General features: G+C 46.5%; 15 protein-coding genes. 5 read left to right on the top strand and 10 right to left on the bottom strand.

What is annotated here, in order from left to right; genetic code table 11:
- The first annotated feature begins 206 nt into the window (after positions 1 to 206).
- Entirely contained in the window at positions 207 to 1016 is an 810-nt protein-coding gene (locus B156_RS0100495) for a glycosyltransferase family 2 protein (protein ID WP_157626882.1), read from the top strand.
- Here B156_RS0100495 and B156_RS0100490 read toward each other — a convergent pair.
- From B156_RS0100490 to B156_RS0100470, 5 genes are all read right to left on the bottom strand, one after another.
- Positions 996 to 2495, bottom strand: a complete 1500-nt coding sequence (locus tag B156_RS0100490) for an oligosaccharide flippase family protein (protein WP_018617639.1) — start codon at positions 2493 to 2495, stop codon at positions 996 to 998. The two genes, B156_RS0100495 and B156_RS0100490, sit on opposite strands and share 21 nt — an antisense overlap.
- Positions 2496 to 2702: 207 nt before the next feature.
- Positions 2703 to 3437 (bottom strand): class I SAM-dependent methyltransferase, encoded by a 735-nt coding sequence (locus B156_RS0100485; RefSeq protein WP_018617638.1) that lies wholly within the window; start codon positions 3435 to 3437, stop codon positions 2703 to 2705.
- Positions 3437 to 4402 carry a GDP-mannose 4,6-dehydratase gene (locus B156_RS0100480; protein WP_018617637.1) on the bottom strand — a complete coding sequence of 322 codons (966 nt, stop codon included), beginning with the start codon at positions 4400 to 4402 and terminating at the stop codon, positions 3437 to 3439. Before B156_RS0100480 ends, B156_RS0100485 begins: the two co-directional genes overlap by 1 nt.
- Complete coding sequence (locus B156_RS0100475; RefSeq protein WP_018617636.1) at positions 4399 to 5499, bottom strand: GumC domain-containing protein; 1101 nt, start codon at positions 5497 to 5499, stop codon at positions 4399 to 4401. The genes B156_RS0100480 and B156_RS0100475 overlap by 4 nt, the downstream gene beginning before the upstream one ends.
- Positions 5500 to 5520: 21 nt before the next feature.
- Entirely contained in the window at positions 5521 to 7917 is a 2397-nt protein-coding gene (locus B156_RS0100470) for an SLBB domain-containing protein (RefSeq protein WP_026260496.1), read from the bottom strand.
- Between the two features lie 187 nt (positions 7918 to 8104).
- On the opposite strand from B156_RS0100470, the gene secA reads away from it, so the two are divergent.
- From secA to B156_RS0100450, 4 genes are all read left to right on the top strand, one after another.
- On the top strand, positions 8105 to 11494 hold the full coding sequence (gene secA, locus B156_RS0100465; RefSeq protein ID WP_018617634.1) for a preprotein translocase subunit SecA: 3390 nt from the start codon (positions 8105 to 8107) through the stop codon (positions 11492 to 11494).
- A 313-nt stretch (positions 11495 to 11807) separates the two neighbouring features.
- Positions 11808 to 12899, top strand: a complete 1092-nt coding sequence (locus tag B156_RS0100460) for a hypothetical protein (protein ID WP_018617633.1) — start codon at positions 11808 to 11810, stop codon at positions 12897 to 12899.
- Positions 12900 to 12949: 50 nt separating this feature from the next.
- Positions 12950 to 14077 carry a glycosyltransferase gene (locus tag B156_RS0100455; protein ID WP_040584895.1) on the top strand — a complete coding sequence of 376 codons (1128 nt, stop codon included), beginning with the start codon at positions 12950 to 12952 and terminating at the stop codon, positions 14075 to 14077.
- Positions 14078 to 14218: 141 nt separating this feature from the next.
- Entirely contained in the window at positions 14219 to 15157 is a 939-nt protein-coding gene (locus B156_RS0100450; protein WP_018617631.1) for a 3-oxoacyl-ACP synthase III family protein, read from the top strand.
- A gap of 72 nt (positions 15158 to 15229) precedes the next feature.
- On the opposite strand, the gene B156_RS0100445 is transcribed toward B156_RS0100450, so the two are convergent.
- The 5 genes from B156_RS0100445 to B156_RS0100425 all read right to left on the bottom strand — a co-directional run bounded on the left by B156_RS0100445 (position 15230) and on the right by B156_RS0100425 (position 23570).
- The gene (locus B156_RS0100445; protein WP_018617630.1) at positions 15230 to 17074 is read right to left on the bottom strand and encodes a M1 family aminopeptidase; all 1845 of its coding nucleotides are present in this window, start codon (positions 17072 to 17074) and stop codon (positions 15230 to 15232) included.
- 315 nt (positions 17075 to 17389) lie between these two features.
- Entirely contained in the window at positions 17390 to 17998 is a 609-nt protein-coding gene (locus B156_RS0100440) for a cytochrome c oxidase subunit 3 (RefSeq protein ID WP_018617629.1), read from the bottom strand.
- A 22-nt stretch (positions 17999 to 18020) separates the two neighbouring features.
- On the bottom strand, positions 18021 to 18827 hold the full coding sequence (gene ispE / locus B156_RS0100435; protein ID WP_018617628.1) for a 4-(cytidine 5'-diphospho)-2-C-methyl-D-erythritol kinase: 807 nt from the start codon (positions 18825 to 18827) through the stop codon (positions 18021 to 18023).
- A 74-nt stretch (positions 18828 to 18901) separates the two neighbouring features.
- Entirely contained in the window at positions 18902 to 21343 is a 2442-nt protein-coding gene (locus B156_RS0100430) for an OmpA family protein (RefSeq protein ID WP_026260494.1), read from the bottom strand.
- Positions 21344 to 21425: 82 nt separating this feature from the next.
- On the bottom strand, positions 21426 to 23570 hold the full coding sequence (locus B156_RS0100425) for a T9SS type B sorting domain-containing protein (protein WP_018617626.1): 2145 nt from the start codon (positions 23568 to 23570) through the stop codon (positions 21426 to 21428).
- Positions 23571 to 23732 lie beyond the last annotated feature (162 nt).

Raw genomic sequence — 23732 nt, 5'->3', positions numbered from 1 at the left:
CAAGAAACCTTTGTAGATACGGGTCTTTGCCTCCTCATATAACCATTTAGGAGGCAAAGATATCACTCTTATATAGTTATCAATAGAGTAGGGAGGTTCTCTTCTTTATAAAGTGACATCGCAACAGCGGTCCAACCTAGCAAGATTTTAAGCCTTAACAAGGATAATTTATATTTCAAATTTAATTATAAAACTTGGCTATATACATGAAGAAGCCAACCAGTATCAGTATGTCCAAATCTTCAACACCAGATAACAGACCTCAAGTAAGTGTCATTACAGCGGTGTATAACGCACATCTTTACTTAAACGACTGCATTCTTAGCATCTTATCACAGACATACTCCAGCTTTGAGTACATCATTATTGATGGTGGCTCGTCCGACGGTACTGTTGACATCATTATGCAATATCAGGATCAGCTGGCTTACTGGGTTAGCGAGCCCGATATGGGTATTTACGATGCCTGGAACAAAGGGCTGGCGGTGGCTAAAGGCAATTGGATTGCGTTCGTTGGTGCTGATGATATTCTATATCCAGAAACGATAGAAGTGTATATGAATCATATTTGTCAGCATCCGAATCGTAAGCAGTTAGAGTATGTTTCTTCTCGCATTGAATTAGTTCATGACGACCTTTCATACATTCGCACGGTAGGTGCTTTGTGGCAGTGGGACCTATTTAAAAAGAATATGATTACATGGCACGTTGGCTGCTTTCATGCCAAAATTTTATTTGACAAGTATGGAGTTTTTGATCCTCATTATAAAATATGTGGGGACTATGAATTACTTATGCGCCCCAAAGATCAGTTGATTGCTTCCTTCGTTGATAAAACAACCGTCAGAATGCGCTCAGGAGGAGTTAGTAGCACTAGGTTATACCAAGCCATTAATGAAACATATCAGGCTAAAATAAAAAACGGTTTAGTTAGTTCCATAAAAGGAAATTTGCTGAAGAATATTGACAAAGTAAGAGTTTTTATAGAACAGTCCTTAAAAGCGTTTAAAAATTGAATTCATTTTGCCATCTATTGAGAGAATAGATATGTTTAGTCGTTTTTTCAAAGACAAAAAAGTAATAATAAGTAAAATCATATATAGTCCTATACTTATAAATAAATTATCATAAATTACGCATATAAAAGATAGCAACAAGCCAGCCATAAGAACCAGACTTTCTTCTTTGAAAAGGCTATATTTCGGTATATTCAATTTGCTTGACGCTTTATAATTTAATAAAAGTGTAATACTATAACCAAGATTTCCTAAACAAGCACCGATAATACCAAATTTAGTCGATAAATAATAAATTAAGCTAAGCGCTGTGAATCCAGATACTAATACAATTTGAGTAGTAAATTTTTCTTTTTTGATGCCTAGCAAAGTAAAATATCCCACTGCGTTAAACGAGTAAAGTGCATAGGCAAAGGCAGTTATAATGAGCGATAGACGGATAGTAGATGCATCTACTATCCGTCTATCGCTAAAAAGTATTTGAGAAATTTGGGTTGAAAAAAATATAACTCCTGCGCCCGCAGGGACAATAATACAAACGATAACAGTAAAAGATCTTATGAAAAAAGACCGCATTTTTTCCGCGTTACCTTCTGCCATTTTCTCGTAACTTTCACTCATTAGCGGTAGCAAAGGTTGTACAGGCATAGCTGAAATAACGTTTATTTGGTTACATAGCGTCGTAATAGCCGAGTAGATACCCGACAATTCGGTACCGAATAAACGTAGTATAATTAGCCGGTCTCCTTGTGAAAAAAAAGACGTACCAATCGCCAGCATCCATAAACGGGTACCATAAGCAGTAAACTCTTTAAATTGGACTAAATCAGGCCTTGTAAAATAACGAATAGAGAATAAACCAGATCTCTGGCAACTTCTATAATATACACCAATCATTAAGATGGCAAAAACACTCTGAAATATCTGAATTAAAATAATATCTCCAGTTAAAGCACCTAAGACTAAGGCGGTGGCAACACTGATAATGGTATAAGTAGTAGAAATTATGTTTAAAAGTCCATACTTGCTGTTTGCTTGAAGAATTCCTAAGAAAAACTGGTGTATAAGCCGGGAAACCACTATCACACTGCTAACCTGTAGGGCATTTTTAAGTAATAGTCGCTCTTTCGTCGTGAGATTTTCAAAAAGTTGAGCAATCCATTCAGCATTGAAACCCATAATAAAGCCCGCAGTAACAGCCAGAAAAAGAGCAAAAATGGCTGCATTTGTAAACACACTATATTTCACTTCTGCAATTGCCGGCGAAGAAATTGGTCGTATCTCTTTGGATAAAAATACAGTAATTGTAGCGGCAATGCTCCATTCCGCGAATAGAGCAATATTTAGTATAGCATTAGTTGAAATATATAATCCATACATTTCAAGGCCAAGTGTCTTTGTTAAAATGGGCACGCTCAGTAGGCCTAAAATCAATTTTAGTATTCCACCCACTGTATTATAAAAACTATTCTTCCACATATCCCAACCTGAGTTAGTTCAAACGTTAACGGGAAAGCGAGTAAATAATTAATTTACAGGTCACGCTAACTATCGATATAACTTAAAATACTGCACTTGGCAAATGCCAACATAAGCAATCTTAGGTTTGAAAATTTAGGCCTGCAATTTTCAAACCTAAGATTGCTCAGGTCAAAGTAAATATGTTGAATAACAGTTATTACCCTTCTATATATTCAGGCAATTATTTTCCTTGTAAAAGATTGCAGTACAAGAGTCGTGATGAACTATAGGGCACATTCCCCAAAAATCCAGTCTTTTAAAGCCATCTTTTTCCATGTAATTTTTGCATTCCTGCGACTCTACGTAATCTACATTATCTAATATAATAACGCCACCTTCTTTAAGGGAATGGACTGAATGCGCAATCGAGTTGGCTCGGTATACCCCATCTACCAAAATAATGTCGTACAATTGACCTGTATGCGAGACTACCGAAGAATAGGAAGTCTCATCGGAAACAGCCATAAAAGTAATGGACGAGTAGGTTTCGTCACTGACAATTTCTTCGAGAGTAAGTTTCACATTCGAGGGTAATTTTGGGGCTATTGCTTCATACCATTCTTTATCGTGCTCGACCGATTGCACACTACCTACCCGTTCTGCAAACCACAGCGTTGAATTTCCGCAACCAAACTCATACATTGTCATGCTTTTTTTCAGCCGTGGTTCAATGAAGTTAATGAATGGATACGTTAGCCAAGGGATTGGCTGTCCTTGCCCCCCAACTGATTTTCCCGTTCTAATGCTCAAAAACCAGCCCTGATCAACAAGATAGCTGTCTTTATTAATAAACAGATTGACTACTCTTTCTAACTTGAATTTCTCTGCTATTCGCCAAAAAATTCTTTTTGGCCAAATAGGTTTCGCTACTACCGTGTCTGGAGAATACTGTTTGATCATTACCTTGATTTGGTTTTCAAAAAACTTTTTACCATCATCTCTCCAACTTCCTCCATTTTATAATGAGCCTGCCAACTTAGTAAGTTAAACGCTTTGGCAGGATTAGCATAACCTACGGCTATGTCAGTCGGCCGAAAAAACGATGAATCGACGTTGGTATGTTCTTCCCAATTCAACCCAACTGTCTGAAATACAACTTGGATAAAATCGCGGAGTTTGTTCGTCTGCCCCGTAGCAATTACGTAATCACTGGCCTGTTCTTGCTGAAGCATTAACCACATTGCTTCTACGTAATCGGGTGCCCAGCCCCAATCGCGGGCAATGTCAATATTTCCTAGAGTTAACATCTCATTACTCCCGGCAGCGATACGGCAGGCAGCCGAGACTATTTTTTGAGTAACAAACCGCTCAGGCCGTAAGGGTGATTCGTGGTTAAACAGAATGCCTGTGCTGGCGTGTAGCTGATACGCTTCACGGTAGTTGGCTACCTGCCAGAAAGCGGCTGCTTTAGCTACCCCATACGGACTCCGGGGGCGGAAGGGCGTCATTTCATCGGCAGCCACACTACCAGTGTCACCAAAGCATTCACTAGAGCCTGCGCTATAAAACTTTATGGGCAGATTACTAAACCGAATTGCTTCCAGTAAATTGAGCGTACCAACGCTAATACTTTCCAGTGTTTCAACAGGTTGTTCGAATGATAACCCCACTGAGCTTTGTCCGGCAAGGTTATACACTTCATCTGGCTTAATTTTCAGTATTGTCTGAAGTACGCTTCTGAAATCACTAATACTTAGTGAAACAACTTCCACATCTTTCCGAATGCTTAACCGGCTTAAATTGCCAAAAGAGGACATCTGAGCATCACGCGAACCGCCATATACATCATACCCTTTCTCGAGCAGTAATTTGGCAAGATAGGCTCCATCCTGACCAGAAACTCCACAAATTAATGCTCTTTTCATGCAGCAGGATTGGGATGCTGGCGTGATATGAGTCGTACCAATACTATTACCATACTAAAAAAAGCACCTGCAACACCAAACCCAAGTATAATGAGCATCCTTTTAGGTCCACTCTTTCGCAACGGAACTATAGGAGGTTCTAGTGTCTTAAAAATGGGGGTTTCTTCCTGCACTTTAATCTTAGCTTGTTCCAACTGCTTTGACAGTTCGTTGTTTACTGATTGCGTCAGTAGATAGTCAGCCTGAAGCCGTTGTTCACCTATTTTAGCCGATTCCAGAAATAAGTTTCTGTTTCGGTCCCGGTACGCAGAAAGTGCGTATTCTGCAGCCTGGTACTTAGCTTTAGCTTCACTCACTTGTTGTACTAGAAAATCAACCTGTTTACGTGCTTTTTCAGTACGATACGTAGTTATATAGTTGGTTAGATACTCTAGTGACAGACGAGCAACTGTAGCAGCCACAACAGGATCGGGCTCAATAGCTACAATCGTTATTATTCCCGTTTTCTTATCGTAAGTAGCCGAAACACTTTCTTGAACTCCTTTTATCAATTCATCCTGTTCTTTCGTTACTTGAATGGCCTTGCTAAAGTTTTTCGGATCTGACTTCTTATCCTGACTTATTTCCACATTTTTACTGGAAAACAAACTGCTTATGCTACCAAATAGATCCGTAGCAGACACTTGTCTTGTAAATTCATACAGCTTAACTTTAGTCTGTAGTTTTTGGGAATAAACTGGTTGTTCCAAAAGATCCAAGGCAAAGGGAACGCTTTGTAGAACATTTGGGTACAAATCAGGACGAATAGCATCTTGTCCACCCAAGTTATCTAAACTGATACCAGCCAAGCCAGCAAGCGATCCAAGGCTACCCAGACTTCCTGCTCCTTTCGATTGCACTTCAGGCATTACCGTCACCTGAGCTGTGTACATACTCTGTTTTGAAAAGGCATACAGACCACCAATCAACAGCCCAATCAGCACACCTAAAAATATGTGCCGTTGGCTTTTCTTGAAGAACTGAACAATGTCAGTCAATCGAATTTCAATCTCTTCGTCTTCTATACCCAGTCTCTTTATTGTTTTCGCATCATCCATACTTATCTGACAAATAGATGTTTAGCGAAGAATATTAACAAGTGCAATAGATACTGTTGCTAATAAAGAAAGAATACCCAGCCGTTCTGCTGCACTTATTTTGTTATTGTCCTGAGGCTTGAAAGGAACCACGATTGTTGACCCAGGTTCAATTTCGGGACGTGATGTTTTAAACAGGGAGTTGCGCGACAAGAAGGGCTTTGTGCGTGCCTTACGGCCGTTTGGATAAATAACGTAGGCCTTACCGGAACGGGCGTTGTCCGTAAATCCACCACCTTCGCCGATGTAGTCTTCAAAATCATAATCCGCTTTGTAGCTAACCGAAGAAGGATTCAGTACAGCTCCTTCAATACTAACTGTTTCAGACCGGCGTGGCACAAAAAGCGTATCACCATTTTGTACCAATAAATTCGATTCCATACTTGAATCAGTAAGCAGATTACGAAGATCGTTGCCAATTAATATGCCCTTACGCCTGAACTGAGCCCCTGCCATGTACGCGCTTGGTTTTAATCCACCCGCCCGTTTGATAAGATCACTTATACGTTCTTCGCGGCTGATTATAGCATAATTCCCTGGCTGCATAACTTCACCGTATACATATATCTGTTGCTGTGATTCGTAATTAACGGACGTTCGAACGTATACGATATCAAATGGCTGAAGTCGGAATACGCTACCAGCTCCAGATTCAGAAATTTGCAGATCCCGGTTAACGGCAAACCGATACATTTCTACCCGCGTCGTATTAATACCGCCAGAGTCCTGCCGAATGCGCCGGGCTACCTCGATCAGGTTTGGTTTGGCTCCCTCCCGAAAACCACCCGCCTGAGCGACCAAATCCGCTACGCTCATATTGGTAATAAACGGAATAGTATCAGGCCGGTTGACGGCTCCCTCAATCGTTATATAATAGTTCTCCCGAAGGTCCCGGATGGATAACACAGTCAGGCTGTCCTGCCGCATCAGCGGAATATCAGCGATCTCACCCCGCATCAGTTTACCCAGATCAAACGACAGGTTTTCCCGATCCATGTCTGGGCGTTCACGCGTAATGGAGGCCCGATTTGTGAAGGCATCCTTGCGTAACCCCTCCGCCCGCGCAACCAGTTGCTTTACCGTTTCCAAACCGGGTTCAAGCGAGTAATCGCCGGGACGCATGACAGCACCGGCTACCTGAATCCGGTTCTCATACCGTTCCAGGATCTTACCCACTTCATACCTGTCGCCCCGCTGTGGTACAAAATTTGCGATCTGCTCCTCGGTTATGGTAACTATCTGTCTTTCCCGACTGGTGTTTCGCCGAAGGGTGATGCTAGCCCGATATGCTTCGTCGGCAAAGCCGCCCGCAAAGCCTAGCACTGTTTTCAGCGTTTCTCCCGGCAGTACTTCAAATATGGCTGGGCGACGTACCTGCCCGGTCATCTCAACATGCGCTACATAATCAGCTACCTGGATAACATCCTGATCCTGTAACCGAATGTTGTCGCGCTGATCGGCACGGAGGATGAAATCGTATAAGTCAATGGTACGAACGACCCGGTTCCCCCGTATTACATTGATTTTCCGGAATGAACCCGTTTCTGGATTGGGGCCGCCTGCCAGGTAGAGCGCATTGAAAGCCGATCCCAGGGAGGAAATGGTGTAGGTACCCGGCCGAACGACTTCTCCGACCAGCGTAACCCGAATACTGCGAATATTTGTCAGACTGGCACTGGCAGTAGTATTACCGCCACTTGTACTCAACCCCTGATATCCCCCCTGCCGCAATCGGGAAATAATACGTTGTTCTGCCTGATCGAATGTCAAGCCACTCACAAAAACAGGAGCCAGGTCGGGGAGTTTCACCGTACCATCCGGGCTTACTTTCAATTGAAACTCACCCGTTGAGGCACCAGAAATTTCAATCCTGATCTCGTCATCCGGTCCCACTATATAATTGCGGGGCGTTGCAATCCGGAGATTAGGTTCAAACGAAAGGTTCGCGTTTTCAAACAAAGAAGCCCCGAATACGCGTAATCTACGGCTTGTATCTTTCGCTGCAATACTGGGTAGGGAGTCCGCCCGGCGAGAGAGATCAGGAGGCAACACCCGCCCGGTTGTATTATTTATAGATGTCTGGCTAGAGGGGCGGGACGTTTTTGTACGAATATTAGTTATTCGTTTTCGCATCTTGGCAATATCATCGAGCGTATATCCCTGCGACATAGCCGCCTGCTCAATCTGCATTTCGTTTAAGCCGCTGGCTTCGGCCCGGCGGTAAAAATTCTCTACGTCCTCGTCACTCAATTGATCGACCCTTGATCGGGGTGCCTGAGCCGATACCTGATATGACCCTGTCAGTATTAATAGCAGGAGAACAACTGGATAGGATCGGAAAGAACGAATAGAACGTGACAATTTGTCCTTAATACACATGAACGCTGGCAATTGGGCCAAAAATTGAACTGCAAAAGTAATAGATTCTTTTTAAAAGTTTGTCCTCATTTAGCAAGGGAGTACCCATCAGCTCAGGGCCTACGTTGTAGTACCGGGGTAATGCACTAAATTTGTAAGCAAAAAACAGGTAGATAGCTGGTATAAACCGGCTAATGACTTCAGAAATATGATTAATCTAATAGCTAAACTTTTCGGCACTAAATCACAGAGGGATCTGAAGGACCTGATTCCCTATGTCGAAAAGGTGAACACCGAATTTGCCCAGTTAAAAGACCTCTCGAACGATGCACTGCGTCAGATATCAGCCGACCTAAAAGCCCACATTGCTACTGAATTAGCTGATATTGATAATCAGCTAACCGAGCTGAACGAATTGGCCAGTGATCCCGATGGGGACGTTAATGAAAAGGAGCGACTTTTTAATAAAATTGATAAGCTCGAAGCGGACCGAAATATTGAATTGGAACGCGTTCTGCTTAATATTCTGCCACGTGCCTTCGCCGTTGTGAAGGAAACGGCCCGGCGCTTTACCGAAAATGAGCAGCTAACTGTAACCGCTACGGACTTTGACCTAGAGATTTCCAGCCGCAAGAAAAACGTGGTCATCGATGGCGAAAAAGCCCACTGGGCTAATCAGTGGGATGCTGCCGGATCACCCATCAAGTGGGATATGGTGCATTATGATGTACAGATCATTGGCGGTGTCGTACTCCACGAAGGAAAGATTGCCGAGATGGCTACTGGAGAGGGTAAAACCCTAGTTGCTACCTTCCCGGCATTTTTGAACGGTTTGGCTGGACGGGGTGTGCATATTGTAACGGTCAATGATTATCTGGCCAAGCGTGACTCCGAATGGATGGCCCCACTATTCGAGTTTCATGGTATGCGGGTTGACTGCATTGATAAACACCAGCCTAATTCAGAGCAGCGTAAGTTGGCGTACCTGGCCGATATTACGTACGGTACCAATAACGAATTCGGGTTCGATTATCTGCGCGATAACATGGCCCGCGAAACGGGCGAACTGGTGCAGCGTAAACATCATTACGCAATGGTGGATGAAGTCGATTCTGTGCTGATTGATGATGCCCGTACTCCGTTAATTATCAGCGGTCCGGTTCCCCGTGGCGATGAGCAGGAGTATATTGAGTTAAAGCCCCGGGTATCGCGTCTGGTGGAAGTCCAGCGTAAATTGGTGTATGATTTCCTGAACGATGCCAAGCGAAAGGTGGCTGCTGGCGATGAAAAAGAAGGAGGATTGTCGCTTTTCCGGGCTTATCGGGGTTTGCCTAAGCACAAACCGCTGATTAAGTACCTGAGTGAAACAGGAAATAAAGCCCTGCTTCAGCGGACGGAGTCGATTTATCTGGCCGAAAACCAGAAGTTGATGCCGGAAGCCGATGCTCCCCTGTATTTTACGATTGATGAACGGCACAACAGCATTGACCTGACGGAGAAAGGAATTGATTACATAACTGGCTCCGGCGAAGACCCTAACTTCTTTATTCTGCCCGACTTGTCCATTGACCTCAATGCGATTGATAAAGACCCGGAAACGTCTGAACAGGATAAAATAATTAACAAAGAAGGAATTATTCGCGACTATGCGGTCAAAACGCAACGGATAAACACGGTCAACCAATTATTGAAAGCCTACTGTCTCTTTGAGAAGGATACCGAATATGTGATCATGGACGGTAAGGTGAAAATCGTCGATGAGCAAACGGGCCGGATTATGGAAGGACGTCGGTGGTCGGATGGGTTGCACCAGGCCGTTGAGGCAAAAGAGAATGTGAAGGTCGAAGATGCTACTCAAACGTACGCTACGGTTACCCTCCAGAATTATTTCCGGATGTACCACAAACGGGCGGGTATGACGGGTACGGCCGAAACAGAAGCGTCCGAGTTCTGGCAGATTTATAAAATGGATGTGGTTGTCATTCCAACCAACCGACCCATCAGCCGCGCTGATGAAGAAGACAAAGTATATCGTTCGGTGCGCGAAAAATACAACGCCGTAGCCGATGAGATTACCAGCCTGGTGGAAAAAGGCCGTCCTGTGCTGGTGGGTACAACGTCGGTAGAAAACTCTGAGTTGCTGAGCCGGATGCTGACGATGCGCAAAATTCAGCACCAGGTTCTGAACGCCAAGTATCACCAGCGGGAAGCCGAGATTGTGGCTTCAGCCGGTTTCCCGGGTACGGTTACCATTGCGACGAACATGGCCGGGCGGGGTACCGACATTAAGTTAACACCCGAATCGAAAGCGGCCGGTGGTCTTGCTATTATTGGCACCGAGCGGCATGAATCCCGTCGGGTCGACCGGCAGTTGCGGGGTCGTTCCGGTCGTCAGGGCGATCCGGGTACCACGCAGTTCTTTGTATCACTCGAAGACAGCCTGATGCGTTTGTTTGGTTCGGAACGGATTGCCAAAGTGATGGACCGTATGGGGCTGGAAGAGGGCGAGGTAATTCAGCACTCCATGATTACCAAGTCGATTGAACGGGCTCAGAAGAAGGTAGAAGAAAATAACTTCGGCATTCGAAAGCGGTTGCTTGAGTACGATGACGTGATGAACTACCAGCGTGAGGCCATCTACAAACGCCGTCGAAACGCGCTGTTTGGGGACCGTCTGCCGCTTGATATTGCCAACACCATGTATGATGTGGTTGAGGAAGCCGTCAATAACGCAGAGGGAAACTACGAAGAGGTGAAACTTCAGCTTTTAACAACGCTTGGTCTTTCGGCGTCATTGCCGACAGAAGAGTTCGGTCGGCTGAAGCGCCCTGAGCAGACACAGCGGTTGTATGAAGAAGCAGAAGCAAACTACCAGGCAAAAAACCACGCCATTGCCGACAAGGCTCTGCCTATTTTAACGCAGGTACTGAATGAGCAGGGTCACCAGATTAAAAATATCGTGGTCCCCTTCTCCGATGGTATCCATGAGTTAACTGTCGTAACGGATCTGCAAAAGGCGGTCAACTCAGGGGCGCGGGATATCGTTACGGAAATGGAGAAGGCAGTTACCCTGTCGGTGATCGATCAGGAGTGGAAAGAACACCTCCGCGAAATGGACGATCTGAAGCAGTCGGTGCAAAACGCCGTTTTTGAGCAGAAGGACCCGTTGCTGGTCTATAAGTTTGAATCGGTGGAACTGTTCAAACGCTTCCTGATTAAGGTTAACTTCGATACCATCAGTTTCCTGACCAAAGCCGACATTCCCGCACAGGAGGAATCGGCACCCGAAATTCGGCAGGCCCCGGTACAGCGACGGCCACAGCCACAACCAAAGTTACATACAAACGTAGAAGACTTTGATGATGATCACCTGGCCACCGGTCCTGAAGAGTACGCCCGCCGTATGGCTGAAAACGACGCCATGGGAGCCGGAGTACCGCCCATGCCCGTTCAGCGCCAGGCCCCGCTTCGCGTAGCTAAACTGGACCGGAACGCCCGTGTCAACGTGCAGTATCCCGATGGTTCTGTAAAACGGGATGTTAAATTCAAAACCGTTGAAAATGACATCGTTAGCGGCAAGGCTATGATAATTGAGTAGTCTGCTGAACTATTGATTTATAGCCCTCCGGTTCTATTGTTAAGATATGAAACGGAGGGCTAATTTTTGGGATTTATAGTAGCGTAAAGCCCGTAAACCGAAAAAACTCTTACATCGAAAGAATACATGGAGAACAAGCCGGTGGTGTTTTGATTCTCAGACCAGCGACATTGAGTTTTTGCGCAAAAACGAAGGGGGCCTATGGACCAGAAGCACGGCTCGCCAGTCCGACAGAAACCCTGACGTTTCGTACGATTAATCTGACTGTTTCGTTATTAAACGTATATGATCGAACCATAGGGTTGTTGGCTTAATGCGTCTTTGTATTCTCTTCTTTTCCCTTTTAGCGGGTCTGCCATTTCTCTCTTTTCAGCAGCCAGGCACCTCCATTCGGCTTCGTTCTGAGTCCTTACCATTCACTCCCAAAGAGTTTTACATTGCTACCGTGTTGGACCAGCGGCAAGAATCGGGTCCGGTAGCCCGGTTAGCACTACTGCCTGGTAAATCCCCCCAACCCGTTGACCTGGAAGGAGGAGCAGCCAACAGCTTTCGCTATTTTATCAATCAGGGGCTGAAACAAAACCAGGAACTACGACCCGTTGCTATGCGAATCAACAAATGCCAGGTTCGGGAAACTGCAAGTGGCAACCGTATAAATGGTCAATTCACCTTCATGGTGTCATTTGTGTTACTCGGCAAAAATCACGTTAGCGATGAAACGAGCAGTCCATTAACTGAATATCAGGGGAGTGCCAGTTACACTCGTCCGCTGGGCCAGATGGCAGTGGTTGAACAAGTCATTCGTCAGTCATTGGTTGCTTCACTGCGTAATTTGAACGATTACATGAACCGCGAAAGCGGGAAAAACGAAAAGTTGGCCAAGAGCCTGAATGTTACATTCATTGATGATACCCGAATCACTAATGACGATACCGTTCATTACAACCCGGCCCGTAAACTAATCTGGGCTGACTTCCAGGCCAAACCGCGCCGGGGTAGCCACTACGCGGCCGAAGTATTTACCAGCTTTGCCTATGAGGGGAAAAGCAGTGTAAAGAATGGTGTTATTCAACTGAACCTGACGGCAAAAGCCTATATGCTCAAAACCTCCTCCTGGGGGCAGCCTGATGCCCGCAATGCTTACGCCCTGAATCACGAACAACGCCACTTCGATATCGTCAAGATTATTGTTGAACGATTTAAACGAAAAATTAACCCCGATAGCCTCACACTGGAAGATTATAATAGTATTACTCAGTACCAGTTTATCGAGTCGTTTCGGGAGATGAACCGGATGCAAACCCAGTACGATAACGAGACAAATCATAGCCTCAATCAGGCAGTTCAGGAACGATGGAATCAAAAGATTGACGCAGAACTGCGTAGCTTTGGGGTCATCAAGTGATTCATTAGTCACTTTTTGCTCACTTTTGCAGCGCTGACGGCTGTGTTTCTATGAAAAAAGCGCGTGTATTGCACATTAGTACCGCACACCAGCCCCAAGACCCCCGCGTGGTATTAAAGCAATGCCAGACGTTGACCGAGCTCTATGACGTTTTTTGTGCCATTCCCCACAGCAATCCGGCCATTGCGCCCGCCATTCACTTCATTAGCTTGCCTTACTTCCGGCGGGTGATTTGGCGAACGTTATTAACCTGCCCGTTCATTGTACTACGGTGCCTGTGGTTACGCCCGAAAGTGGTGCATGTATACGTACCCGAATTTTTACCTTTCGCTTATGTATTCCACATTTTTGGTGCACAAATCATTTATGAGGTGCAGGAGAACTTGCACAAAAAAATGCACCTCAAAACACTCAACAACGGTTTTCTACTGACCAAAGCCTTCCAGCTATTTGATCGGCTTGCCCGGCGTCATTTCTACCTGATTTTTACTGAACATAGCTACCTGACCACTTATCTTTCATTAAACAAGCCCTTCTGCGTAATCTATAATTATCCGTTGCTGAGCTTTGTAGAATCTTTTCGGAAGCCTTACCAACCCAATACAGATCAACCCTCATTTTTCTACATAGGCTGGCTAAGTTTCGAGCGGGCCTTTGATACCCTTGTTTGCGCACTGGAACAAATCAAGGCTCTCTATCCAGCGTTTACGATGTACTTATTTGGTAAACGGTTATTTACAGAAGCTGATTTGATCGACCTTCCCGGCTTTAGTACCGTTCGGAAAAATCTCCACTTTTACGATTATACAGACCAGCGAATTGCGTTCCCTTACGCAACCGGTGCAACGGCAGGGTTAGCCCTGCTCAAACCCGTTGGTGACTACGAAGATTCGTACCCAACTAAGTTATTCGAATATATGGCACTGGGTTTGCCGGTTATCACATCGAACTTTCCACTTTATCGGGCAGTTGTCGAACAACATAATTGTGGGTTCTGTGTGTCGCCTTATGAACCGGCTCAGGTGGCAGAGAAGCTTATCTATTTAATCGAGCATGTTGGCGAAGCACGCTCTATGGGCCAACGGGGCCGACAAGCAGTCGAGCAATTTTATAACTGGACAAGTGAGGCCAATAAGTTGATTAATTTCTACGAACAGATCCTTCGCGAAGCCGAATGAGGAGTTACATTAGTACTAAAACAAGAAACATCTACTAGTTTATAGTATTGTTCTAATGTGGAATACCACGTTTTCACGGAAGGATTTAACTTTAACCCTTTAATCGAGCTATTTATGTGTTAGCTCTACTATCAGCGACTGATGTACATACATGCAGTAAGCCATTACCTACCAACGGAGGTAGTTGGCAATGACCATTTTACACAGCTCAATGGCCTGTCCAGCGACTGGATTGTTGAACGTACCGGAATTGTGGAGCGACGTAAAGCCGCTCCGGGAGAGAACACAAATACGATGACCGTTGAGGTTGTGAAACGGCTCATGGAAAAAACGGACTTATCAACGGTTGACTTAATTGTTGGCGGTACGTACACTCCTTACGATACCATTGTTTCTTTAGCGCACGAAGCCCAGCATTTTCTGGGTATTGCCGATATCCCGGTTGTTTCTATATCAACAGCCTGCTCCTCACTGCTGAACGCAATTGAGGTAGTGGAAGGGTATTTTGCGCTCAATAAAGCCATTAGAGCCATAGTCATTGTATCGGAACACAATACGCTCTACTACAATGAACAGGATACTATTTCGGGGCATTTGTGGGGGGACGGAGCCGCGGCCTTACTGATTACAAAGGAACGGCAAAGTGAAGGGGACTTCACCATTAAAGCCCTTATGACGGGTGGGGCCGCTCATACGCCTAAGGCAACGACCGGCGTAATGATGAAACCGGCTGATGGCGGTGTTACGATGCCACACGGCCGAGATGTGTTTATCAATGCCTGTCAGTACATGCCTAAAGCGAGCCTACAGGTAATCGAAAAGTGTAATCTAACGCTCGCGGATGTGGATTATATTTTACCCCATCAGGCCAATTTGAGAATTTCACGCAACGTGATGAATACGCTTGGGCTGCCGGAAGAGAAACTTATTTCCAACATTCAGCGATACGGAAACACGGGTTGCGCCGGGTGTGGTATCGCCCTGTCAGAACAGTGGGATACGTTTAAGAAAGGCGAGCGCATCGTTGTCACCGTATTTGGGGGTGGCTACTCCTTTGGTGCCATGCTGGTAGAAGTATAAAATAAGTGGGGGATTTATGAGTGGCGAGGGCCCTCGCCACTCATAAATCCCCCACTTTCAGCTTACTACATTTTACTGGGCATCACCCCGCCACAGGTTATTTTTACTGTTTACGTCCGGCAGTTTCTGATCGGGATCAATAACCACCGTTTTCAGGGGCGAAGTGGAGTTATACCTGAATGTCCAGGAGCCACCCCGCTGCCAGATTTCGACCGGCAGATTTACACGCGCTTTTCTGCCGTTGGTTTCCATTACCTCAACCGTGACGGGCATTGCCATTCGATCGAGGTTTTCGATAGTAATAAGCGAACCTTTGTCCGCTGCTCCATCCACGTATTTCACCCCCCCAATACCCTGATCCAGTTTCCAGGTTTCGTAGAAATACCCCCGCCAAAACCAGCCTAAATCTTCACCAGCGCCATCTTCTATGCTTCGGAAGAAATCATAAGGGGTCGGGTGTTTAAACGCCCAGCGATCTACATAGCTCTTAAAGGCAAAGTCGAAACGTTTGGGGCCAAGAATTACCTCCCGCAGGAGTTTAAGGCCCATACCGGGTTTGTAATAAGCCAGAATTCCCAATGCTCTGGGCGGCTGCACATCCGGAATGGTCATAATAGGCTCTTCCGGCGAGAACAGAGCCGGGGCTATTTCCTGCATCGTTCCCCGCGACCGTTCGTACTCACCATTGTTGAAGTTAGCCGTCGACAAGGTGTTGATGAACGTGTTAAACCCCTCATCCATCCACGGGAACTTGCGCTCGTTGTTTCCCACAATCATAGGGAACCAGTTATGGCCAAATTCATGGTCAGTCACGCCCCATAGTGCATCCTTCTTGTCTTTATGGTCGCAGAAAATGATACCTGGGTACTCCATTCCCCCCACAATACCGGCTACATTGGTTGCTACCGGGTAGCTGTACTCATACAGGTATTTTGAGTAGAACTCAATAGCTCCTTTCACGTATTCCGTCGAGCGGTTCCAGGAATCATTCGTAGCGCTTTCGGCCGGGTACACGGACTGAGCAAGTGCTCGTTTGCCACTGGGCAAGTTCATTCTGGCGGCATCCCACACGAAGCCTTTGGATGAAGCCCAGGCGACATCGCGGGTATTCTGGCAACGGAATTTCCAGGTCAGGGTACCGGATTTTTTCGGACGTGTGCCTGCATTGGTCACTTCATCTTTACCCCGTATAATAATCGTCTTATCGCTGTTGTTAGCTTGCTCCAGACGTTTTATCTGGTCCGCGGTTAGCACATCTGCGGGATTCAGTAACTCTCCCGAACCCACAACAATATGATTCCAGGGAACCGTGACACTGTATTCATAGTCTCCGTAGTCCAGGTAAAACTCACCTGCACCCAGGTAAGGCAACACATTCCAGCCTTCAATATCATCGTAAACGCACATGCGTGGATACCACTGGGCAATTTCGTAGATGATGCCATCTCTCCGCTGGAGTTGTCCCATACGGTCAGAACCGTATTCCGGAATTTTAAATGAATAGGCTACTTTAATTTTTACTACGTCGCCACCGGGCTTTACGGGGGTAGCCAGGCGCACCTGCAATCGGGTGTCCGCTATTTCGAAGGGAATCGCGTTAAACTTACCTTTATCCTGTTCAACCTGAACACTGGCAATGGTTAACCCACCAGCAAAGCCCAGATTCCCGAATCGTCCACCCGCAACGGGCGTTGTTTTTGCCGCTCTCGATGTGTCGCTAAATGCATTCTGGTCCAGTTGAAGCCACAGATAAGGCAAGACTTCTGGCGAATTGTTCTTGTAGGTAATAATCACTTCGCCGGTAATAGTATTCTGTTGCTCGTCGAGGGTCACGTTAATCTGGTAATCAGAACGATTTTGCCAGTACCGGGGACCAGGTGCGCCACTACCCGTTCGGTAGTCATTGCCGGGCTGCATGTTAAATAAAGGATGAAATAAGGCAAGAGGGTCATATTTCGAGCCGGGCGATGGTGGTACTGGTAAATTTTGAGCAAATAAAGGCAGGCTTGCTATCCATAAGCCAACCCATAAAATGTTTCTTTTCATGAAATTCAGATCCGTAATTTTTCGGTTTTTTTACACAAATAACGCTATAAAGCGGTGAGTGCGTTTAAGGGGCTCAATCTTTCTGGGCGTAGTTGACTCTTGGACGAGGTAATCCACAAGTTTCTTTAACTTGCTGCTCACCCAATAATCAATTTTTTCTGTTCCAAAACGAGGTAGGTTCCCTGGTCACATTGATATAGACAGGTTGATACCGTGATGTACCAGCAGAAAAAGAAATAAACCAATCCAAAGGATATCAACGAAGTGCCAATACAGACTGATTAGCTTAAGTTTTAAGCGATTCGGCGGGTTCACGCTGTACACAAAGGAGTCAACGTAAGGTCGGCGACGTAGGGCTTCGGCAAGCACAATGCCCAGAAAAATAATACCGATCAATATATGGAGCAGGTGAATACCCGATATAATATAAACAAACGCACTCGACGGGTTATCCTTCATTGCTACACCGGCCAGAATCATCTGACGCCACCCCCAGCTTTGTAAGAGCATGAAAAGAACACCCAGGCCAAGCGTCGTGGCTAAATTGGTCCGATAATTTTCGAAGCGTTCATGCCGGAAGGCTAGCGTTGCATTCCGGAGTGTTAGGCTACTCAGCATAATAACAACCGTGCTGATCAAGAACACTAAAGGCAGTTTCTCATCCGTCCAGCCTGATCCGGTACGCCGAACAACATACGTGACCAGCAACATAGTAAAGAGCATCAGACTGCTGGCAATGCCCAGCCACACCATGAAGTGGAACGGCTCCCGCCGTTTGGTCATGAAGTTGCTCATATATGCTCTTTCGATCCCGATTTTACAGTCTACCTTTCCAAACGCGGTAGTTAACAAATTGGTTTGGGACAACGACAGGGGCATTGAAAATTCCGTACACCGTTGAGCCAGAACCACTCATACTGGCATAAACGGCTCCCGCATCGTAGAGTTGCTGCTTAATTTGGGGAAGGACTGGATGTGTCGGGAAAAGGCTATTTTCAAAATCATTGTGTATGTTTTCCCGCCACGCATCGATGGGCATTTGTAGCTGGTCGAATAACGATACATCTGGCACACGAGGGCGAACGCCAGCATAGGCTTCGGCAGTGGAGATGGCCAGATTAGGGTAAACGAGTAGTATATAATAGCCTGTCAGATCGACCTGGACAGAAGAAAATACATCGCCTTTCTCCAGGCAGTACAGCGGGCGGTTCTGAACGAAAAAAGCGCAGTCACTCCCTAACTGTCTGGCGTAATCTTCCAGCGATTCGCTATCCAGGGCTAATTCGAATTGTTCGTTTACCAATTTTAGGGTGAATGCGGCATCGGCCGACCCTCCACCCAGGCCAGCTCCAATAGGGACAATTTTGTGCAAGTGAATTTGTACCGGTGGTAGCTCAAAATCGGCTTTTAACAACTCGTACGCCCGGACGCAAAGGTTACCCTGGCTGTTTCCCGGAATGGATAAACCACTGCAACTGAAGCGGAACTCACGAGACGGAATTACTTCCAGTACATCGCCCCAGGCAACCGGGTAAAAGCAGGATTGTAAATTGTGAAAGCCATCAGGCCGCTTTTCAATGATACGCAGACCAATGTTTATTTTGCAGGAAGGGAAAGCGAGCACAACAGATAAATGAAAAAGTAAGCGTGATTGAAAGTAAGAAAAAACAAGTACAAATTACTCATCATACTTACTGCTTACTTTATCGACACGACTTTAAATTCCGTCCGGCGGTTACGCTGGTGTTCTGCATCCGTACAGATAACACCATCGGTACAGTTATTGACTAGTTGTGATTCACCCATGCCAAGCGTTGCCATACGTCGGCGGTTGATGCCTTTCGATACCAGATAATCGGCAACCGATCTGGCTCTTTGGGCGGATAAAATCCGGTTGTGTTCTGCATCGCCCCGGCTATCAGTATGCGACCGTATTTCGATCACCAGCCCTGGGTATTTACGCATGGTTGCTACTACTTTATCCAGTTCCCGGGAGGCATCGGACCGCAGACTGGACTGGTCGAGGTCGTAATAGATATTGTCGATGGTAACCACATCGCCCACGCTGAGCATTCGTAAGTCTGCCGAGAGTTCTTTTGGGGTCGTTTTTTTCGCGAGCCGCTTAATTTTATTCGTATTCGTACCAAAGGCATCTTTTGAGGCTACCAGCGTATAATCGCATCCCTCTATTATGTCGAATACATACCGGCCGTCTGCCTTTGTGACGTATTCCTGGTGCGTTTTATCGCATTCATTCCGGAGCCGGACAACCACGCCAGCAATGGGGCGTTGATCGACTCCGCCCACCACTACCCCCCCCACACGAGAATGAACCAGTGCCGTCGGCATACTCGTTTCGGCAATCGTATCAACCACAACAGTAGGTTTTATCAACCCAATCTCAAGCCGACTAGGCTGGTTATCTGTAACAGAACGCGTGGTGAAGCCAACCGTACTATTGATATACCCGTCCCGGCTGGCCTGAAAGGTAAAGGAATTATCCCCTTCCAGACAAATGTTCACAAATCCGTTCTGATCACTGGTTAGCGTTCGATCCGGGCTACCATCGCCCCGCGCTTTGATGAGCACATTAACACTGTCCAAAGGCTGTTCGGTAGTCGTATCATAGATGCGAATAGCCAGGTTTCGGCATCCGTAAAGCGAACTCTCCCGCACAAACCGGTATATATCATCACTGCCGTCACGCCGGTTACTGCTGAAGTACCCTCTCCGCTGACTGGCATCGGTAATAAGGCCAAAATCGTCTTGTGGTGAGTTAATCGGCGCGTCGAGGTGCTCAACGGACTGCACCGTTACTCCGTCCGTCACCCGGGCAAAAAATATATCCAGCCCACCCAGGCCTTTATCCCCATCTCCCGAGAAATACAGGTTCCCGGCATCATCCACGAAGGGGAACAGTTCATTTCCCTTCGTATTGATTGTGCCGCCCAGATTAACCGGGCGACTCCATTGCCCATTCTGAAAACGGCTGACGTATAGATCCGTGCCGCCGTATCCACCCGGCATATCCGATGAAAAGTACAGCAAATCATCTGTGTGGTTTAATGCGGGGTGCCCAACCGAGTACTCATCACTGTTGAAGGGTAATTCGACAATATTCGACCACTCACCGTTTTCCTGAATAGCTGTATAGAGTTTGAGTTTGTTTACCCCTTCTGTACTCTGACTGACCTTCCCATTGTTATAATTATTACGGGTAAAAATAACCTGTGTACCGTCGTGCGAAAACGTAGCCGGTCCTTCGTGGTATTTTGTATTAAGCGTTTTATTAAATCGCTGTGACACATTGATGGGGGTGGCACTATAGCCTAATCCCTGAGAAATATTGACTCCTTCCGTAAAATTTGGTGCCGTTGGTGAGTCATTGGCAGTTGATCGGCTGTAATTATCGCGTCCCAGGGAGTAAGCGGTTTTGCTTTGTTCGTTTGATGGTTTACTGATACTGCCATCAGCATTGATAATACTGGCTACTTTCAGGTTATTCCGATTAGGAATGTAAAAAAGGTCCAGATAACCCGAGCCACCCCCACTGCCCGATGTTTCGATGGATGAGCCACCCTTTTTCCCGGCTACATATACAAGTCCATCCTGATAATACGCCGGGCTAAACTCCTCGGCCGCTGTATTTAGGGCCAGGTATTCCAGTCGATACCTTGTGGCCTCTTTCTGGATGCCCGGCCTGGCAGCGCCAACGGGCGGAGTCAACGGCTCACGGGTGGGCTGTTTGGCTTTCAGTTGCAGGTAGTGTTGATACTGTTTTTCTGCTTCATCGAATTTGCCGTTACCTGCCAGTATTTTCGCAAATTGTAATGCCTGCTGTGAATTTTCGTCAGGGTTGGTAGCGATAGCTTCCCGGTAGTACCGCTCGGCTTTCACACCGTCGCCAACCTGCTGATAGGCGTAGGCAATCCGGCTTTGAGCCGTCGCTTTTTGAGCAGGTGTCAATGAAGTACCCTCTTCGCCGAGGATTTGAGAATACGCTTCTATTGCCCGGCCATACGCTTTGTAATTCAGTAAACGGTCGGCTTGTTGCAACAGGGAATCCGTTTGCGCCCAGCCAGCAAATCCGCTCAAACAGAGCAGTACCCATAAAATTGACGTTATCCAATTTTTCCCCATTAGTGTGTCTTTCTTGCCCGACACGGCCAACTGTTTCCCCTTATTCGGCAAACGAATTTGACCTGTAATCATTGCTGAATTTTCATCGTGCCAGCGTTAGGAACCGAACAAATTCCCGTCCATCGCTCAGCCTTACCTGATAATAATATGTCCCATCGGGTAGGGTTTGACCAGTATCAGGCGTTCTGATGCCTTGATTTGCCCTCCCATCCCAATCATTTTTATAGTCTTCATGCTGATAAACCAGATTACCCCAACGGTTATAAATTCCCAGTTGTACTCGTACACCAACCGGCACATGCTGAATAACAAAAAGGTCGTTTACACCATCGCCATTCGGCGAAAATCCCTCCGGAACAAAAACGGTCTCGTTTGCTTCCAGCCGTGATGATTGTAAGGTTACACTGGTGGGTTCGTCATTATCACCAGGATTCCCGTTGTTGTCTGGATCCGCATTTGTTCCGCTAGTCGAACGATCGAGGCATAGCCTTCCGGTTGCATCTATCGCCTGAATGATAGCTTTGTTGCTGAACGTCAGCATGCTGGCCTGACTCACATCCAGCCGAACCGTAATCCAGGCCTGCGCCTGACCTCCAACTGGCAGGTTACCTCCGTCAATAAGGGTTGTATCGGTTCCGCGTCCGGTGTAAGTCTCACTAATCTTTAGACTGTTATCTGACCGAATGGTTACTGTTTTAATTAGTGCCCCAGTACCTGAAAAGGCAGCAGTTAAATCATCACCTATTTTTATGTTGGTTAGTTGATGCGTACCCATGTTGACTGCCGTTAGCTGATAGGTAAGGTCAACAAAATGACTGGTTCCTTCAGCCACCCAGGTAGGCTCTGCAATATTCATGCTCAATCCAACAATTTCCGGAGATGGCGCCACAATAATCCGTTGCGCCGAAGCACCGGCACAGGGGCCACCGCCATCGGGGTCAGGAACGGATAGCGTAAAAGTAATTGACCTCTGCTGCCGGTCTGTTTCTGATAGCCAGTAATGAGCCTGTAGCCCGGTGTTCGTAAATACTCCTCCCCCATCACTTTGCCAGGCAGGTTGACTGGTAGCACCCCTCAGTTGTGCAATCAACCTAACGTCCCCTTTTGACCAGTCGAACGAATCGAGCGTAATAGCAACCGTAGCCGGATTACTCAGGCAGGGTGGGATAGCATTGAGGCAAGGCGTAATGGTTACGCTTACAGATGCAGGCGTGGTGTAACATCCGTCCTGATTCCGGCCAAAAATATAATACGTACCAGCCAGAACAGCCCCTGGCGACTCAACGATGGTACTGTTTAATAAAGGCTCTGTCCGGAATGCGTAGGAGCGGGCATTACTGCCTTCAGGAATCGCCCTGGACAAATCGGCTGTTTGAAAGGGGCAACCATTGGTTACTGTGGTTAACAAACCGGGCTGTGATTCCGCTTTCCGGACTAAAACGGTCAGTTGGGCGGAAGAATCACTCTTGCAGGAACCCATCTGGCAGATAGCCCGAAAAGTTGTTGTTCGATCAGGCATTACTATACGAACTGCTCCTTTGCCGCCGTCCGTCCATAAAACGGAACCAATGCACCCCGACGCGGTGAGCTGCACCGACTGCCCCACACATAGTTCACGTTTATCAGCCGCAATTATAGGCGTTGCAGGTACAGCGACTTGTATCGATACAATTACTGACGGATTACTAATACAGCTGTTCTGCTCGCATGTAGCCTGAAACGTGGTGGTTTGCCGGAGTCTGCCCTGCCAGATGAGTCCACTGATTTTATCGTCTCCGTCAGGACTTAGCCAGTGAACAGTGCCGGCGCAGTTCGACGCGGTTAGGGTAACGTTTTCATACGGGCAAACAAGTCTTGAAGAAGGTGTTACCAGGGGGGCGGCTGGTGTACTGACAGTTACCTTCCATACTTCGGCAAAGCAGCTGATGCAACCTTGTTTTGCACGGCAGATAGCCGTATATTTTGTCGTCAGCTGCGGTTTTTCCGTTAGCACATTTCCGGTATCCCCGTTAGACCAGATAACCGTACCGGCACAGCCCGATGCAGTTAGGGTTACCAGTTCATTGCGGCAAATAGCCCTGGCCGACCCCGTAATTATGGGCGGTTCGGGGTGCTGGCACGTATCGGAAACGGAGTTAGAACCAGCAACTACGTTTGTGACCGTCATGAACCTCATCAATACCCACACAAACAGGCCAGTAAATTTGCCTTGTAGTTGTTTCCTCATTAATACAGGTTGCTTATGGCGCAGTAGGTCGAATTCCATGCCAAGTCCCCTATCTATCGAATAACATCTACTTATCGGCTCCTTTATTGACGTATCTTCCTGTATTTCGCAAAAAATTAACGAAATGGGTCCTTCCCTAGGAAAGCATCGCCATTCATCACA

Source organism: Spirosoma luteum DSM 19990 (genome assembly GCF_000374065.1).
Taxonomy (GTDB): domain Bacteria; phylum Bacteroidota; class Bacteroidia; order Cytophagales; family Spirosomataceae; genus Spirosoma; species Spirosoma luteum.
This window is presented reverse-complemented; position numbering and strand designations above follow the sequence as displayed.

What these genes read in the sequence shown, in the direction of transcription:
- B156_RS0100495 (WP_157626882.1), top strand. Translation starts at nt 207, where the DNA reads ATGAAGAAGCCAACCAGTATCAGTATGTCCAAATCTTCAACACCAGAT.
- B156_RS0100490 (WP_018617639.1), bottom strand. Translation starts at nt 2,495, where the DNA reads ATGTGGAAGAATAGTTTTTATAATACAGTGGGTGGAATACTAAAATTG.
- B156_RS0100485 (WP_018617638.1), bottom strand. Translation starts at nt 3,437, where the DNA reads ATGATCAAACAGTATTCTCCAGACACGGTAGTAGCGAAACCTATTTGG.
- B156_RS0100480 (WP_018617637.1), bottom strand. Translation starts at nt 4,402, where the DNA reads ATGAAAAGAGCATTAATTTGTGGAGTTTCTGGTCAGGATGGAGCCTAT.
- B156_RS0100475 (WP_018617636.1), bottom strand. Translation starts at nt 5,499, where the DNA reads ATGGATGATGCGAAAACAATAAAGAGACTGGGTATAGAAGACGAAGAG.
- B156_RS0100470 (WP_026260496.1), bottom strand. Translation starts at nt 7,917, where the DNA reads ATGTGTATTAAGGACAAATTGTCACGTTCTATTCGTTCTTTCCGATCC.
- secA (WP_018617634.1), top strand. Translation starts at nt 8,105, where the DNA reads ATGATTAATCTAATAGCTAAACTTTTCGGCACTAAATCACAGAGGGAT.
- B156_RS0100460 (WP_018617633.1), top strand. Translation starts at nt 11,808, where the DNA reads ATGCGTCTTTGTATTCTCTTCTTTTCCCTTTTAGCGGGTCTGCCATTT.
- B156_RS0100455 (WP_040584895.1), top strand. Translation starts at nt 12,950, where the DNA reads ATGAAAAAAGCGCGTGTATTGCACATTAGTACCGCACACCAGCCCCAA.
- B156_RS0100450 (WP_018617631.1), top strand. Translation starts at nt 14,219, where the DNA reads ATGTACATACATGCAGTAAGCCATTACCTACCAACGGAGGTAGTTGGC.
- B156_RS0100445 (WP_018617630.1), bottom strand. Translation starts at nt 17,074, where the DNA reads ATGCAGCCCGGCAATGACTACCGAACGGGTAGTGGCGCACCTGGTCCC.
- B156_RS0100440 (WP_018617629.1), bottom strand. Translation starts at nt 17,998, where the DNA reads ATGAGCAACTTCATGACCAAACGGCGGGAGCCGTTCCACTTCATGGTG.
- B156_RS0100430 (WP_026260494.1), bottom strand. Translation starts at nt 21,343, where the DNA reads ATGGGGAAAAATTGGATAACGTCAATTTTATGGGTACTGCTCTGTTTG.
- B156_RS0100425 (WP_018617626.1), bottom strand. Translation starts at nt 23,570, where the DNA reads ATGAGGAAACAACTACAAGGCAAATTTACTGGCCTGTTTGTGTGGGTA.